The 15,037-nt window shown below is 67.9% G+C and carries 13 protein-coding genes; 6 read left to right on the top strand and 7 right to left on the bottom strand.

Annotation, left to right across the window (positions count from 1 at the left end; genetic code table 11):
• Positions 1–52 precede the first annotated feature (52 nt).
• From J2T23_RS15760 to J2T23_RS15750, 3 genes are read right to left on the bottom strand one after another with little or no spacing between them, the layout of a single operon-like run.
• Positions 53–1,273, bottom strand: coding sequence for an SRPBCC family protein (locus tag J2T23_RS15760; RefSeq protein ID WP_307361450.1), 1,221 nt, complete (start codon positions 1,271–1,273; stop codon positions 53–55).
• Between the two features lie 28 nt (positions 1,274–1,301).
• Positions 1,302–2,129, bottom strand: coding sequence for a DUF1206 domain-containing protein (locus J2T23_RS15755; protein WP_141182186.1), 828 nt, complete (start codon positions 2,127–2,129; stop codon positions 1,302–1,304).
• A gap of 3 nt (positions 2,130–2,132) precedes the next feature.
• Positions 2,133–2,423 (bottom strand): hypothetical protein, encoded by a 291-nt coding sequence (locus J2T23_RS15750; protein ID WP_141182185.1) that lies wholly within the window; start codon positions 2,421–2,423, stop codon positions 2,133–2,135.
• Positions 2,424–2,573: 150 nt separating this feature from the next.
• On the opposite strand from J2T23_RS15750, the gene J2T23_RS15745 reads away from it, so the two are divergent.
• Positions 2,574–3,113 carry a hypothetical protein gene (locus J2T23_RS15745; RefSeq protein WP_141182184.1) on the top strand — a complete coding sequence of 180 codons (540 nt, stop codon included), beginning with the start codon at positions 2,574–2,576 and terminating at the stop codon, positions 3,111–3,113.
• A 67-nt stretch (positions 3,114–3,180) separates the two neighbouring features.
• On the opposite strand, the gene J2T23_RS15740 is transcribed toward J2T23_RS15745, so the two are convergent.
• Entirely contained in the window at positions 3,181–3,861 is a 681-nt protein-coding gene (locus J2T23_RS15740; RefSeq protein ID WP_307361445.1) for a FadR/GntR family transcriptional regulator, read from the bottom strand.
• A 4-nt stretch (positions 3,862–3,865) separates the two neighbouring features.
• Positions 3,866–5,134 (bottom strand): MFS transporter, encoded by a 1,269-nt coding sequence (locus tag J2T23_RS15735; RefSeq protein ID WP_307361442.1) that lies wholly within the window; start codon positions 5,132–5,134, stop codon positions 3,866–3,868.
• A gap of 135 nt (positions 5,135–5,269) precedes the next feature.
• Between J2T23_RS15735 and J2T23_RS15730 the strand changes: the two genes are divergently transcribed.
• The gene (locus tag J2T23_RS15730; RefSeq protein ID WP_141182183.1) at positions 5,270–6,859 is read left to right on the top strand and encodes a CYTH and CHAD domain-containing protein; all 1,590 of its coding nucleotides are present in this window, start codon (positions 5,270–5,272) and stop codon (positions 6,857–6,859) included.
• Between the two features lie 13 nt (positions 6,860–6,872).
• Here the strand turns inward: J2T23_RS15730 and J2T23_RS15725 are convergent, their stop codons facing one another.
• Complete coding sequence (locus J2T23_RS15725; RefSeq protein ID WP_141159669.1) at positions 6,873–8,309, bottom strand: PucR family transcriptional regulator; 1,437 nt, start codon at positions 8,307–8,309, stop codon at positions 6,873–6,875.
• 168 nt (positions 8,310–8,477) lie between these two features.
• On the opposite strand from J2T23_RS15725, the gene J2T23_RS15720 reads away from it, so the two are divergent.
• Both J2T23_RS15720 and gabT read left to right on the top strand, forming a co-directional pair.
• On the top strand, positions 8,478–9,908 hold the full coding sequence (locus tag J2T23_RS15720; protein WP_141159670.1) for an aminobutyraldehyde dehydrogenase: 1,431 nt from the start codon (positions 8,478–8,480) through the stop codon (positions 9,906–9,908).
• Positions 9,909–9,937: 29 nt separating this feature from the next.
• Positions 9,938–11,308, top strand: a complete 1,371-nt coding sequence (gabT, locus tag J2T23_RS15715; RefSeq protein WP_307361438.1) for a 4-aminobutyrate--2-oxoglutarate transaminase — start codon at positions 9,938–9,940, stop codon at positions 11,306–11,308.
• 76 nt (positions 11,309–11,384) lie between these two features.
• On the opposite strand, the gene rarD is transcribed toward gabT, so the two are convergent.
• Positions 11,385–12,389 (bottom strand): EamA family transporter RarD, encoded by a 1,005-nt coding sequence (gene rarD, locus J2T23_RS15710; RefSeq protein WP_370871444.1) that lies wholly within the window; start codon positions 12,387–12,389, stop codon positions 11,385–11,387.
• Between the two features lie 119 nt (positions 12,390–12,508).
• Here rarD and J2T23_RS15705 point away from each other — a divergent pair, with 119 nt between their 5' ends.
• Both J2T23_RS15705 and J2T23_RS15700 read left to right on the top strand, forming a co-directional pair.
• Positions 12,509–13,504 carry a DNA topoisomerase IB gene (locus J2T23_RS15705; RefSeq protein WP_141159673.1) on the top strand — a complete coding sequence of 332 codons (996 nt, stop codon included), beginning with the start codon at positions 12,509–12,511 and terminating at the stop codon, positions 13,502–13,504.
• 45 nt (positions 13,505–13,549) lie between these two features.
• Complete coding sequence (locus J2T23_RS15700) at positions 13,550–15,010, top strand: FAD-dependent oxidoreductase (RefSeq protein WP_370871445.1); 1,461 nt, start codon at positions 13,550–13,552, stop codon at positions 15,008–15,010.
• The last annotated feature ends 27 nt before the right edge of the window (positions 15,011–15,037 follow it).

The raw sequence follows: 15,037 nt of genomic DNA, 5'->3' as shown, positions 1-15,037 counted from the left end.
ACGGAACCGCGGGGCCAAGGGCCGCGCGGTTCCGGCGTTTAACCCGGCCGGGCTATTTCCCGGCGCCCCCGATGGCCATGAGCTCCAGCCGGCGCAGGCTTTCCCGGTTCCGGGCCGAAATGATGGGATCGCGCAGAACCTTGGGCATGAGCTTGCCGGGCCCGTGGATGGCATCCTCGGCAATGGTCACCAGGCATTGGGCGCCCCGGTCCTCCAGCGTGATTTCCACTTTGGCCTCGCCCATGGGCCAGCCCCGCGCCACGAGTTCCAGCGAGCGGCCGGGCTCGACGGCGGTCACGCGGGAGCTGTCGTCGATCACCAGCGGCCAGGCGCCCACCGAGTGGTGGAGGTTGGCTCCAACCCGGGGCCATTCGGCGTCCACATCCCTGATCCGGGAGGCACCCACCACCCAGCCCGAGTACAGCCAGCCGTCGGCGATGACGCGCCAGACGTCGGCAGAGGGGGACTTGAACAGCTGCGAGACGGTGGACATGGGGTTCCTTCCGGTTGCGGTGGTGCTTCCCTGGCCTCCGGCGGAGGGGTCCTCGGGATGTCCAGGCTCGGTGGGGCGACCGACGGCGGGAGGTGCGGGCCGACGGGCGGCCCGATAGGACGGCTTCCGCAGGCGCCGGGTCCATGCGTAGGCCTGCGCGCCGGGCGGCTGGTGCTCCAGGGGATCGAAACGCAGCGGGATATCCGTGGGGCTGGCACCGGCCTGCAGCCGCACTTCACCGCATTCCTGCCACCGGCCGCCCGGGGTGGCCCAGTGCAGCCCCAGCACCCATTCCCCGGACGCAAGCGAACCCGGCGGAAGGCCCCGCGTCCGCAGGCCCAGCAGGACGGGGCCCCGGCTTCCCCGGTACGGCATCAGCGTGGTCATGGCGGCTCCTGCCACATCAAGCCGCGGCAGCAGGATGTACCGGCCAGGCAGACCCCAGCCGGTGGAGGCAAACAGGACATCAGCAGGGCCGGCAGCAGCATGGCCGGACGGGGAAACCCGGAGGGCCAGGCCCAAAATGTCCGGCAGGCGCTGCGGCAGCCCCACGGATCGGGAAAAGCGGGCCACCACCTGGTCGGTACCCGGCGAGTCCAGCCAGCCGATGCCGCTGGGGCCGCCCGGGTTTCCGGTCCTGGCCACAGTTCCGGACAGCCCCAGTCCTTCGGGATGGATGGGCCGGCCTGGCCTGGCCAGCTTCAGGAGCCGGAAGAGGGCAGCGAAAGCCTGGCCGGCACTTTCGGTGACGGCGGAGAGAACGCGCAGCTGCTGGGTCATACTCCCTTCCTACCCATAAACCCCGGAACTACATGCGGCCAAAGCGGGCGCGGATCAGCGCGAAAATCCCATATGCGATAAATCCTGCACCAATGGCCACGAGCAGCGTGGGCCCGAACGGGTGGTCCTGCAGCGCCTTCAGGCTGCCGTCCAGCCCGGTGGACTCCTCGGGCCGGTGCTTTGCGGCGGCGATGATGAACAGCAGCCCGGTGAGGTCCAGCGCCACCCCCTTGGCCACGTGGCCGGTGACGCCCAGGCTGTCGATCAGCCTGCCGCGCCTGGTGCCCTCGAAGTGGAACAGCTCCTCCTTGAAGCCGCGCCGGAACCCCTTGACCATGAAGTAGATGCCGATGCCCAGGATGGTCAGGCCCAGCGCCACAAGGAGCCACGGCCCTGCAGGGGTGTCCATCAGGCTGGCACTGAAGTCGCGCGTGTTGTCGCCCGAGTCGCTGCGCTGCCCCAGGGCAAAGCCGGCGAAGGTCAAACCCACGCTGCCGTAGGCGATGGCCAGGAATCCCGATGACACAAGCTTGGCCAGCCGTTGCTTGCGGGGCAGGCTCCTGGCCCGCAGGGTTGCCTCGCTGGCCTGCCACAACGCAAGCCCCAGGCAGGCCGCCACGCAGACCCACATGACCAGTGGCCCCCAAGGGTTGTCCGCAAGCCGCGCGATGGCGCCGGTGGGTTCGGCATCACCCGGATGGCCGAACGCGATGGCGATGGCAATGGCGCCGAGGATGACATGAAGCAACGCCATGACGGCAAACCCGGTGCGGGCCAGGACATCCAGGACCCTGTGGTTGGACGCTTCCTCGACAGCGTCCGCTGCCTGGCTGAGGGTGGATTCGCCGTCGGACATGCCTTAGCCGTTCATGGGCCCTTCGGCCCGCAGCTTCTCTGCTCCCGGTCCTTCGACGTGCACGGTGCAGCGGACCACCAGCTGGCCGGGTGCATTGTCAAGCTCCACCAGGGAATCGTCCGCGCTAAGGACGGTGAACACCTCCGAACCCGCTACGACGCCGACACCCTTGGCCTTCGCCGTTTCGCGGGCATTCCCCAACGCCTCCCGCTGCAGCCCGTCCACATAGCCGCCGTCTCTCTCACGGGCGGGGTCCCCGAAGGCCCAGCCGAACAATGTCCCAGTGTTTCCCATGGCGACGATATTACGCGGTCGGCACTGTCCGGGACGGGCTTTCGTAATATTAGTAAGTGTGCTTACCATGAGCGGACCATACCTCGATGGAACAGGCACGTGAAGTCCGCAGCGCAGCTGCATCAGTCCACAACGTTAGGAATGCACATCATGGCAGGAAATCTCATTGCCCGTTCAGTTCACGACCTGACGGCGGCAGCATGGTTTGGTGGCTCCCTGATGGGTGCCATCGGGCTCAACGGGGCGGCAGCCCAGGCCAAGGACCCGGCCGAGCGCACCCGGCTCTCCAGCGCCGGCTGGATGAAGTGGGCACCGTTTCAGACCGCGGCCTTCGCCTCCCACCTGGTGGCCGATCTCGCCATTGCGTGGGAAAACAAGGGCCGCATCGCAAAGCAGGAGGGTGTGGCCCGGGACACCGTGATCAAGACGGCGGTGACGGTGGTGGGTGCCGCGGTGACCCTCTACTCGGGCGTCCTGGGCAAGAAGGTGGAGAAGCTGGCCGGTGAGGGTGCCGAAGGCGCCACCGAGCCGCACGGTGCCGCCTCGGACGAGCTGAAGTCGGCCCAGCAGCAGCTCAAGGCCCTGCAGTGGGCCATCCCCGGCTTCGCTGCCCTGGTGATCATCCTGGGTGCCAAGCACGGCGAGATGCAGCGCCCCAAGAATGTCCTTGCGGGCCTGCGCCGCGACTAGCACCACCGCAGCACACAGCGGACGACGGCGGCCCGGCACCTCAGTGCCGGGCCGCACCCATGTCCGGCTACTCCGCCAGCCACTCCGCGCACGAGTTAAGGTTCCGGTTCACGCTGGCCACGGCAGCGTCTCCGTCCCGCTGGGCGAGGGCGTCCAGCAGCGTTTCGTGGCCGTCGCGGGGGAGTCCATTAAAGCCCGGCCGGGCCTGCTGCTTCAGCAGGTCCTGGTGGAACACGGCGCCGAAGCTCGCATAAAGCTCGTGCAGCAGGGGATTGCCCGAGGCCCGGGCGACGCCCTCATGGAAGCTCCAGTCAGCGTCTGCCCAGGCTTCGAAGTCCCCGGAGGTCCAGGCCTGGTCCCTGATGGCGAGGAGGGCACGGAGGGAGGCAACGTCGTCGTCCGTTGCATTCCGGGCGGCCAGCCGGGCGGCCTGGGTGTCCAGGCCCAGCCGGACCTCCAGGATGTGCTGTTCGGTGTGGTCCTGGTACATGCGGCGCGCGGCCCCGGACATCTCGCTCGTGGCGCGCACGTAGGTGCCGTCGCCGCGGCGTACTTCCAGCATTCCGCTGTGGGCCAGGGCCTTGATGGCTTCGCGGAGGGTGCCGCGGGAAACGCCCAGCCGGGCCATGAGCTCGGGCTCGGGCGGGATGCGCTGGTTCAGCGGCCACTCGCCGGTGTGGACCATCCCGCGCAGTTTGGCCGTGACCTCGGCGGCGAGCGGCGGACGGACCGAAGGGCTCAATGTCATGGGACTATTTCCCTTCCGCGTTCCTGGACATCGCGGGTCCCGTGATGAGGTGGGACACCACGATCTGGGCCAAGGCCAGGACCAGCAGCAGCACCAGCGGCAGGGACCAGCCCCCGGTGGCGCTGTGCAGCAGCCCCATGCCAAACGGGCCGGCGGTGGCCAGCAGGTAGCCGGAAGACTGGGCCAGGGTGGACAGGGCGGTGGTTTCGGCGGTGCTGGTTCCGCTCCGGCTGATCATCACCATGACGAGCGGGAAGATGCCCAGCCCAAAACCGATCAGGACCGCCGGGACGGCCGCTAATGCCACGGGGAGGGACAGCAGTGCCGCGATCCCGGCGGCCATGATGATGCTCACCAGGTAGAACGCCGGACGCAGCATCCGCGGCCTGGCTCCGATGGCAATCAGCACCATGCCCGCCGGGACGGAGACCAGCTGCATGAGGCCGAACATCAGCCCGCTGTCCGATGCGCTCAGGCCCATCGTGGTGAGCATGTAGGGGAACCAGCTCAGGAGGGCGTAGGCCAGCAGGGCCTGCAGGGTGAAGATGGCAGTGAGGAGCTGGCCCTTCCGGGTGCGGAGCAGCGGCCAGGGGGACACATGGCCGGCGGTGGTCCGGACGGTGCTGCGGTGGGCGTGCAGTGCCACCGGCAGGAAGCCCACGAAGGCAGCGACGGCAGCGATGCCCACGGCGCCCACGGCGGCGGACGGCGACCCCAGCGCATGGGCCAGCGGGACCACCGCCACCGATGTCAGGGTGCCCCCGGTGGTCATGGTCACCGTGTAGACGGCGGTCATCAACGACGTACGGGACGCGAAGTGCTCCCGGATGAAGGACGGCATGGCCACGTTGCAGATGGCCAGGCCCGACATCCCCACCACGCTCCCTGCCACCAGCATGCCCGTGGCAGGGATCCCGCGCAGCATGAGGCCGCCGGCCAACAGTGCCAGGGACAGCAGGATGGCCTTCTCCACGCCAAGCTTGCCGGTCAGCCAGGAGGTGGCCGCGCCGGCCAGGGCGAAACACAGGGTGGGGATCGAGGGAATGATGGACGCCACCAGCGCCCCATAGCCAAGCACCGCCTGGAGATCATGCAGGAGCGCGGAGGCCCCGGTGATGCCGGCGCGAAGGTTCAGGCCGATCAGGACCAGCGCGATGACACCGAAGACGACGGCGGAACGCGGCTTGGCAGGGGCGCTGCCGGTGGCCGGGGCGGCGGGCACCGTGCGGGCCTGGGCTGTTGCGGGTGGGGACGCGGGGGGAGTTCCTGGCATGCCTTCCAGCCTAAAGGTTAGACGTTTGATGTTTGTCCTTTTGTGGCCGACCTCTCTGTCATGCCGCGGCTGGAATAGACTGCCAACGGATGGTCGGAGGGCCTGGCGCGGGCCGGGCAGTGCGGAAGGACGGCTGTGGAAGCTTCCCGGGGACTCGAGATTGAGAAGAAGTACGACGTCGATGCCGGCGCCGTGGTGCCGGACCTGGGGCAGGCCGCCGGGGTGGCCCGGACCGGCGCGCCGCACACCGACCTGCTGGAGGCTGTCTACTTCGACACCCCCAACCATGCCTTGGCCGCACGCAGGATCACCCTCCGCCGCCGCACCGGCGGGAAGGATGCCGGGTGGCACCTGAAGCTGCCGCCGCGCGGAGACCAGGCAGCGGGCGAGGGGCCCCAGCAGCGGACGGAGCTGCACGCACCCCTGGGCCGGCCCGACGCCGTCCCCGACGCCCTGCTGACCCACCTTCTTGCGTATCTCAGGGGCGCCGTTCCGGTGCCGGTGGTGAGGCTGGACACCCGGCGCACCACTTACCCCCTGTATGGGGACGACGGCGTCCACCTCGCCGACCTCGCCGACGACCACGTCACTGCTGAACGGCTGGCGGGCCGCGGCAACGACACGCGGCAGGAATGGCGCGAGTGGGAGCTGGAACTGGTCCACGGGAAGCCTGGCCTTTTCGGACCCGTTGAGGAACTGCTCTTGGCTGCCGGAGCGAAGCCGGCCGGACATGCTTCGAAGCTGGCGCGAGCCCTGGGCCCCGGTACCAAGGCGGGAAAGCGTGCCGCCGGGGACGCTGCCGCCGATACCCCGGGCACCACCGCCCCCGCCCTGCTGGCCGGGAAGCGGGCCCCGGCGGCCGCCGTCGTCACCGTCTACGTGGCGCAGCAGGTCGATGCGATCCTTGCGGGCGACAGTGCCGTCCGGCTGGAGGAACCGGAGGCGGTCCACAACATGCGCTCCGCCACCCGGCGCATCCGCTCGGTCCTGGCAGCCTATGCGAAGCTCTACCGGGCTGCGCCGGTGCGCAAGCTGCGGACCGAACTGAAGTGGCTGGGCCAGCTCCTGGGCCAGCCACGCGACGCCGAGGTCCTGCGGGCGCAGCTCCGCGGGCAGCTGGGTGCACTGCAGTCCGCGGACGGCGTGGAAACGGCCACGGCAAAGGTGGAACAGCGCACGGACGCGGACTACGACGCCGCGTACCGCCTCCTGCAGGAAGCCCTCGGAACGGAGCGCTACTTCCGGCTCCTGGACACGCTTGAGGAGTTCCGTGACAACCCGCCCGTGCGCGCCGATTCGGTGGCGCCGGGACGGCGGGCGGCCGCGAAGGCGGTGGACAAGGCCGCCAAGCGGCTGCAGCGCTCCCGCAAAGCGGCCAAGCGTGCACGGCGCGGAAGGGAGCAGGAACTGGCGCTCCACCGCGTGCGCAAGGATGCCAAGCGGCTGCGCCACGTGGCTGAATCAGCAGTACTGGTGCACGGCAAGCGTGCGGGCAAGGTGGCCAAGGCCGCCCACCGGCAGCAGAAGGTCCTGGGACAACACCAGGACGCCGTGGTGGCCCGCGACCTGCTGGCCGCCATCGCGGCGGAGTACGGCGAGCCCGCCACGGCAGGCATCTATGCGGAGCTGCTCAGCCTGCAGGAGGAACGGATGGCGGCGGCGCAGGCCGCGTACCGGAAGGCCTGGAAGAAATCGCGCGATCTGTTCAGCCGCGGCGTACTCTAAGGCCGGCCCGGCCCTATTTGCCCTGCCGGGCCGACAGCCGGGCCACCGCCAGGGCCAGCCAGAGCTGCACCCGGTCCGCGGTGACCGCGGGGTCGTAGCCGGTCAGCTCCGTGATCTGCGCCAGCCTGTACCTGACGGTGTTGCGGTGCAAGGTGAGTTCCTCCGCCACCGCAGCCACCGAGCCGTTGTTGTTCAGGTAGCTTTCCAGAGTGGCCATCAGCTCAGACCCGTGTGCGGCGTCGAATGAACGCAGGGGATTCAGGGATTCATGCGCCATGTCCGCCAGCGGCACGTCCTCGCTGGCGAGCAGCAGCGACGTCAGGCTCAGCCGCTCCGGCTCGTTGACCGGCAACCCATGGCTGGCAGCATCCCGGGCTTCGAAGTAGCTCCAGCGCAGGCCGTTCGGCTTGGTGTACGCCCCGCCGATGCCGATCGTGGCGTGGATGCCGGCTTCGGCGAGGTGGTCGCTGAGCCTCCGTGCCAGCGACGGTGCCGTCCCGCCGTCGTCATTGACCACCAGCACCAGGTCCTTGCCCACGACGGCGGCGACCGCCTTCTCCAGCTCCTGCGGCACCGAGGTGCTCCCCAGGGCCTTCCCGTGGGCGGCCGACACGGCCAGCAGCACCACGTTCTTGCGGGTGCTGTTCACGCCCACGCCTGCGAGCCGGCGCTGCGCCTCGCTGGTCTCCAGCGCTCCGTGGATTACGTCCTCCAGCACCTGCCCGCACAGGGCGCGCTGGGCCTGGCGCTGCTTGACCATGTTGTTCAGCTCCACGCTGATCAGGTTCTGCGCGTAGCCAATGATGCCCGTGTCCTCGAACGGCTGGCGCACCCACAGCGTGCAGGCGTCCCGCCGTCCCGTGGGCACGGGATAGCTGGCCCAGGTGTCGGCCGACGGGTGGGCAGCGCTGCTGTTGTACAGCTGGGCCGTGAACTGGGTCAACGCAATGTCGGTGCGCAGCATGCCGCCGAGGTTCTTCAACAGTTCCGCCAGCCCTCCGCCGGTCAGCAGCGCCCGGGCCAGCACCTGGTGCCCCGCGATCAGCCGTTCCAGCTTGGCGTAGTGGTCCGCCGACTGGGCATCCGCCACCAGCTTGGTGATGGCGATGAACGGCGTCTCGTACGGCACCTCCACCACGGGCAGGCCCCAGCGGTTGGCCTCGGCCAGGAGTGCCGGCGGCACCGTCTCATGCGACAACCCAACGCCGAACCCGATGCCCACCGCGCCCGCCCGCTGCACCTGCCGCACAAAGCGGCGCTGCTCGGGAGCGGAACGGAGGCGCAGCCCGGTGGTGAGCACCAGCTCGCCGCCGTTGAGGAACCGTTGCGGATCCTCCAGTTCCGTGACGGCGACCCAGTTAATGTCCTGGTTCCAGGTTGTCTCCGCCACTCCGGCCTTGGCCAGCTTCAGGGAGGACACGCCCACCAGGGCAGCGAGGGAAATGGCCATGAAGCAAGGATAAACGTGAGCTGGGCAACCGCACTAAACCCTCCAAACAAGGGTGTGCAGGTGGCTATTCACCCCGCTGGGGCGCTGGCATAGGCTCGAGGCAGTTCCATCCATCCGTCCCGGGTTCCGTCCGGCCGCCGATGGCCCTTACGAAAGAGGTTGCACACCGTGGTCCAAACCTTGCAGAACTTCATCAACGGGAAGTTCGTCACCCCTGCCGGCACCGACCTGCTGGACGTGGTCAACCCCACCAACGGCGAAGTGGTGGCCCAGGCTCCCGTTTCGGTGCAGGCCGACGTTGACGCGGCCATGGCCGCTGCCAAGGACGCCTTCCGGACCTGGAAGCACGTGACCCCGGGACAGCGGCAGCTGATGCTGCTCAAGCTCGCTGACGCCATCGAGGCCAACAGCGGCGAACTCGTCGAGGCCCAGCACCGCAACACCGGCCAGGTCCGGTCGCTCATCGCCTCCGAGGAAGTGGCAGCCGGTGCGGACCAGCTGCGCTTCTTCGCCGGTGCCGCCAGGATCCTGGAAGGCAAGTCCGCCGGGGAGTACTTCGAGGGGCACACATCCTATGTCCGCCGTGAACCGATCGGCGTGGTGGCCCAGGTGGCCCCGTGGAACTACCCCTTCCTGATGGCCATCTGGAAGATCGGTCCCGCGCTCGCGGCCGGCAACACCGTGGTCCTCAAGCCTTCCGACACCACCCCCGAATCCACGCTGGTCCTGGCGCGCCTGGCGGGTGAAATCCTGCCCGCGGGTGTCCTGAACGTGGTGCTGGGCACCGGCGAAACCGGCGCCATGATGGTGGAGCACAAGGTCCCCGGCCTGGTGTCCATTACGGGCTCTGTGCGCGCGGGAATCGCGGTGGCCTCGGGTGCCGCCAAGGGCCTCAAGCGCGCCCATCTGGAGCTTGGCGGCAAGGCCCCGGCCATCGTGTTCGCCGACGCCGACATCAAGAAGAGCGCCGCGGCCATCGCCGAGTTTGCGTTCTTCAACGCCGGCCAGGACTGCACGGCCATTACCCGCGTCCTGGTGCAGGACTCAGTGCACGACGACGTCGTGGCTGCCATGGTGGAGCACACCAGGACCCTGCACACAGGCTCGCAGAACGACGAAGAGAACTACTTCGGCCCGTTGAACAACGTGAACCACTTCAACGCCGTGACCTCCGTGGTGGAGAACCTGCCGGCCAACTGCCGGATCGAAACCGGCGGCCACCGCGCGGGGGAGAAGGGCTACTTCTTCGAACCCACCATCATCACCGGTGCCAAGCAGACGGACGACGTGGTGCAGAAGGAAACCTTCGGCCCCGTCATTACCGTCCAGAAGTTCAGCACCGAAGAAGAGGCAGTAGCCATGGCCAACGACGTGGACTACGCCCTGGCGTCCAGTGTCTGGACCACCAACCACGGCACTGCCATGCGGCTGAGCCGTGACCTGGACTTCGGTGCCGTGTGGATCAACACCCACATCCTGCTTACCGCCGAAATGCCGCACGGCGGCTTCAAGCAGTCCGGCTACGGCAAGGACCTCTCCATGTACGGCGTGGAGGACTACACGCGCATCAAGCACGTGATGTCCGCCCTCGACTCCTAATTCCGCTCCCACCTGTAAGAAAGAACATCATGACCACCACCGCATCAGACATCACCTTCCGCCTGGAGCAGAAGCGCAACGTCCAGGCCGACTTCCCGGGCCCCAAGTCCGTGGCACTGACTGAGCGCCGCAAGTCCGTGGTGGCTGCCGGCGTCGCCTCCAGCGTCCCGGTCTACGTTGCCGACGCCGACGGCGGCATCATCCACGACGTCGACGGCAACTCCTTCATCGACCTGGGCTCCGGCATCGCGGTGACCAGCGTGGGCGCGTCCGATCCCGCCGTCGTCGGTGCCGTCAAGGAAGCCGTGGAGCACTTCACCCACACCTGCTTCATGGTCACCCCGTACGAAGGCTATGTGGCTGTGGCCGAGCAGCTGAACCGGCTCACCCCGGGCGACCACGAAAAGCGCACCGTCCTCTTCAACTCCGGCGCCGAGGCCGTGGAAAACGCCATCAAGGTGGCCCGCCTGGCCACCGGCCGGGACGCCGTCGTCGCCTTCGACCACGCCTACCACGGCCGCACCAACCTGACCATGGCGCTGACCGCCAAGGCCATGCCGTACAAGACCAACTTCGGCCCGTTCGCGCCCGAGGTCTACCGGATGCCCATGAGCTACCCGTACCGCGAGGAAAACCCCGCCATCACCGGTGCGGAGGCAGCCAAGCGCGCCATCACCATGATCGAGAAGCAGATCGGCGGAGACCAGGTTGCCGCGATCATCATCGAACCCATCCAGGGCGAGGGCGGCTTCATCGTCCCGGCCGAGGGCTTCCTGCCGGCGCTGGCCGCCTGGGCCAAGGAGAAGGGCATCGTCTTCATCGCCGACGAGGTCCAGTCCGGCTTCTGCCGCACGGGTGAATGGTTCGCCGTCAACCACGAAGGCGTTGTCCCGGACATCATGACCATGGCCAAGGGCATCGCCGGCGGCATGCCGCTGTCCGCCATCACCGGCCGCGCCGACCTGCTGGATGCCGTGCACCCCGGTGGCCTGGGCGGCACCTACGGCGGCAACCCGGTGGCCTGCGCGGCTGCGTTGGCGTCCATCGGCTCCATGGAGGAGTACAACCTGAACGGCCGCGCCCGCCACATCGAATCCGTTGCCATGGCGCGCCTGCAGGAACTGCAGTCCGAGCTTGCCGCTGCCGGGACCGGCGTAATCGGCGATGTCCGCGGCCGTGGCGCCATGCTCGCCGTCGAACTTGTCCAGGCCGGTTCCAAGGAGCCGAACCCGGAGCTGACCAAGGCTGTTGCCGCCGCCTGCCTGAAGGAAGGCGTCATCATCCTCACCTGCGGCACCTACGGCAACGTCATCCGCCTGTTGCCCCCGCTGGTCATCACCGATGAACTGCTGGCAGACGGCCTGGAAGTCCTCGCCGCCGCCATCAAGGCCCACGCCTAGCCGGCACAGCTTTACCCGAAAACCCAGGAGGGTGGGCCCGCAACCGCGGGCCCACCCTCCTTGGCTTAAGTGTTGGTCAGGCGGCCTGCCGGAGCGCTGCCTTGCGGGCCAGGGAATTCCTGCGCGTGGTCCGCAGCATGTCCACGGTCAGCAGAAGCAGGGCCAGCCATACCACCCCGAAGCCGATCCAGCGTTCAGCAGTCATGGCCTCCCGGAACACCAGCAGCGCCACCAGGAACTGCAGGACGGGAGCGAAATACTGCAGCAGTCCGATGGTGGTCATGGGCAACCGCCGCGCCGAGGCGCCGAAGAAGAGCAGCGGGACGGCGGTGATCACGCCGGATGCGAGCAGCAGCCAGAAGTGCCCCGCCCCCTGGGACGTGAGCGTGGAGCTGCCGCTTGCGGCCAGGACAACCATGGCGACGGCGGCCAGCGGGGCGAGCACCATGGTCTCCACGCTGAGGCTGGTGATGGCGTCCACCCTCGATCCCACCCGGTTCTTGACGAAGCCGTACAGGCCAAAGCTGAACGCCAGGGTCAGCGCGATCCACGGCAGTTTCCCGTAGGAGTAGGTGAGTACGCCCACTGCCACGAAGCCGACGCCGACGGCGGTCCACTGCAGCGGCCGCAGCCTTTCCTTCAGGACCAGCACCCCCAGCAGCACGGAAACCAGAGGGTTGATGAAATACCCCAGCGACGTTTCCACCGCCTGACCCGTTGTGACCCCATAGGTGTAGGTCAGCCAGTTGATGGCGATCAGGAACGCCGCCAGCGCCAGGGAACCAAAGACCCGCCGGTCCCGCAGCGCCACCGCGAGCACACCCCACGACCTGGTCACCGTGATCAGCAGGGCGCAGAACAGCAAGGACCACACCACGCGGTTGGCCACGATCTCGACGGCGCCCGCCGGCATCAGGATGTAGAAGTACAGCGGGAGCATCCCCCACAAAACGTATGCGCCGATGCCGAACAGCAGGCCCGCCGTGGATTCCTTGGCGACTGCCTTGGGGCCCGCGGGCATCGCATCACCTGCCGTGGAGCGTGACGTGGGGGAGGTGGCTACGGGGGTTCCTTCTGGCATGGGCACGCTGTCCATAACATCAGCCCGCGGGCAGGTATTCCAGCAGGTGGGCGTGTATTCCGGAAAATAGTCAGTAGGCTTGCTTTCATGACACGTGTCCGTTTCCGGGAGTCCGCGCCGTGAGGCTCCGCCGCAGCAACGCCTCGGGCCGCGGCTACCGCAGGGTTGCCGCCGGCAAGGGTTTCAGTTACCGGGACCTGGATGGCTCCACCCTTCCACCGGGTCCCGTCCGGGACCGCCTGGAAAGCATCGGCATCCCGCCGGCCTGGACCGACGTCTGGATCGCCCCTTTTGACAACGGCCACATCCAGGCGACCGGAGTGGACGCCGTGGGGCGGCGCCAGTACATCTATCATCCCGAGTGGCGCGAGCGTAAGGACCGGGTGAAATTTGACCGGTCCCTCCAGTTGGCCGAATCGCTGCCGGCAGCCCGGCGGCTGGTCACCATGGACCTGCGTGGTGAAGGCTTCTCCCGTGAGCGCGTCCTGGCAGGGGCGTTCCGGATGCTGGACAGCGGATCCCTGCGGGTGGGCTCGGAACGCTACACGAACGAGAACGGCAGCAGGGGCCTGGCCACCCTCCTGTGCGCCCACGTCCAGGTGCGGAAGGACCGGATCCTGCTGCGTTTCCCGGCCAAGAGCGGCAAGGACTGGGAATCGGAAATCCGCGACGCCGACCTCGCCGCCCTGCTGCGCCTGCTCAAACGGCGGGGACCGAACGCCCGGCTCCTGGCCTACAAAGAGGGCAGGACCTGGCGCCCGGTCACCAGCGCGGACATCAATGCCTACGTGAAGGAGCGGACCGGCTCGGACTTCACCGCCAAGGACTTCCGGACCCTTCGCGGAACGGTGGCCGCTGCGTCCAGCCTGGCACGGACCGGGGTCCAGCGGACTGCCGCCAAACGGAAAAGGGCCATCAGCCGTGCGATGTTCGAGGCCGCCGAAACACTGGGCAACACCCCCTCCATCGCGCGCAAAAGCTACGTGGACCCGCGGGTGGTGGACCACTACCACGACGGCGAAACCATCGATCCGAAGCGCCTGGACTCGGCGGAATCAGAACTCAGGGCCCTCCTGTACCGCGAAGGCAAGGTGGTGGCCCTTGCCGCCAACTAGAATGGGGGACTGTGCGCTGCACTATGCGGCGCACCCTCATGAAACATGAGCAGGACCAGTTCAGAAGGGTTCCCGGTGTCCAATCACAGCGAAACCGCCGCCAACCGTCCCCTCCGCGTCGCCATCGTCGGCGCGGGACCGGCAGGAGTCTATGCTGCGGACATCCTCACCAAGTCCAGCGGGGTCAAGGACGGCGACTTCCAGGTCAGCATCGACCTCTTCGAGGCCTACCCGGCGCCCTACGGATTGATCAGGTACGGCGTGGCACCGGACCATCCCCGGATCAAGGGCATCGTGAACGCCCTGCACAAGGTCCTGGACCGCGGCGACATCCGGTTCCTGGGCAACGTGACCTACGGCCGGGACCTCACCCTGCACGATTTCCGGGCCTTCTATGACGCCGTGATTTTCTCCACCGGCGCCATCAAGGACGCGGACCTGGACATCCCCGGCATCGATCTGCGCGGCTCTTTCGGCGGCGCCGATTTCGTTTCCTGGTACGACGGCCACCCGGACGTGCCGCGGGAGTGGCCCCTGGAGGCGAAGGAAATCGCGGTGATCGGCAACGGCAACGTGGCCCTGGACGTGGCCCGCATGCTGGTCAAGCACCCTGAGGAACTGCTCACCACGGAGATCCCGGACAACGTCTACCAGGGCCTGAAGGGGTCCCCCGTCACGGACGTGCACGTCTTTGGCCGCCGCGGCCCCGCCCAGGTCAAGTTCACCCCGCTGGAGCTGCGGGAACTGAGCCACATGGACGATGTGGACATTGTCCTCTACCCCGAGGATTTCGAATTCGACGATGCGTCGGACGAGGCCATCCGCACCAACAACCAGGTCAAGACCATGGTGAACACCCTCACCAACTGGCTGGTGGAGGAGCACGCGGAGTCGGACAACCCTTCCTCCCGCAGGCTGCACTTGCACTTCCTGCACAGCCCCGTTGAAGTGCTCGACGACGGCACGGGCAAAGTGGGCGGCATCAAGTTCGAGCGCATGCAGCTGGACGGGACCGGCAACGCCAAGGGCACGGGGGAGTACGTGGAGTACCCCGTCGAGGCCGTCTACCGGGCCATCGGCTACCACGGCTCCGCCCTGGACGAACTGGAGTACGACGCCAAGCGGGGCGTCATCCCCAACGAAGGCGGCCGGGTCCTCGATGCCGAAGGCAACCCCGTTCCGGGCATCTACACCACAGGCTGGATCAAGCGCGGCCCCGTGGGCCTGATCGGCCACACCAAGGGCGACGCACTGGAGACCATCGGCTTCCTGCTGGAGGACCGGTTGAACCTCCCGGCGGCCAAGAACCCGGACCCCCAGGCCATCATCGACCTGCTTGAGGAACGCGGCATCCAATACACCACCTGGGAAGGGTGGAACAAGCTCGACGCCCATGAGGCGGGACTGGGTGCCGCCTGGACCGGACCCGACGGCCTGGGCCATGTAGTCCGCGAGCGCATCAAGGTGGTGCCGCGCGAGGAGATGATCCGCATCTCCCGCGGCTGACCCCTACCCCTGGCGGGGCATTCGAGT

Origin of the sequence: Pseudarthrobacter niigatensis, from assembly GCF_030812615.1 — a bacterium.
GTDB classification, from domain to species: Bacteria; Actinomycetota; Actinomycetes; order Actinomycetales; family Micrococcaceae; genus Arthrobacter; species Arthrobacter niigatensis.
Note: the sequence above shows the minus strand (reverse complement) of the source record. Positions and strands in the feature narration are given on the sequence as shown.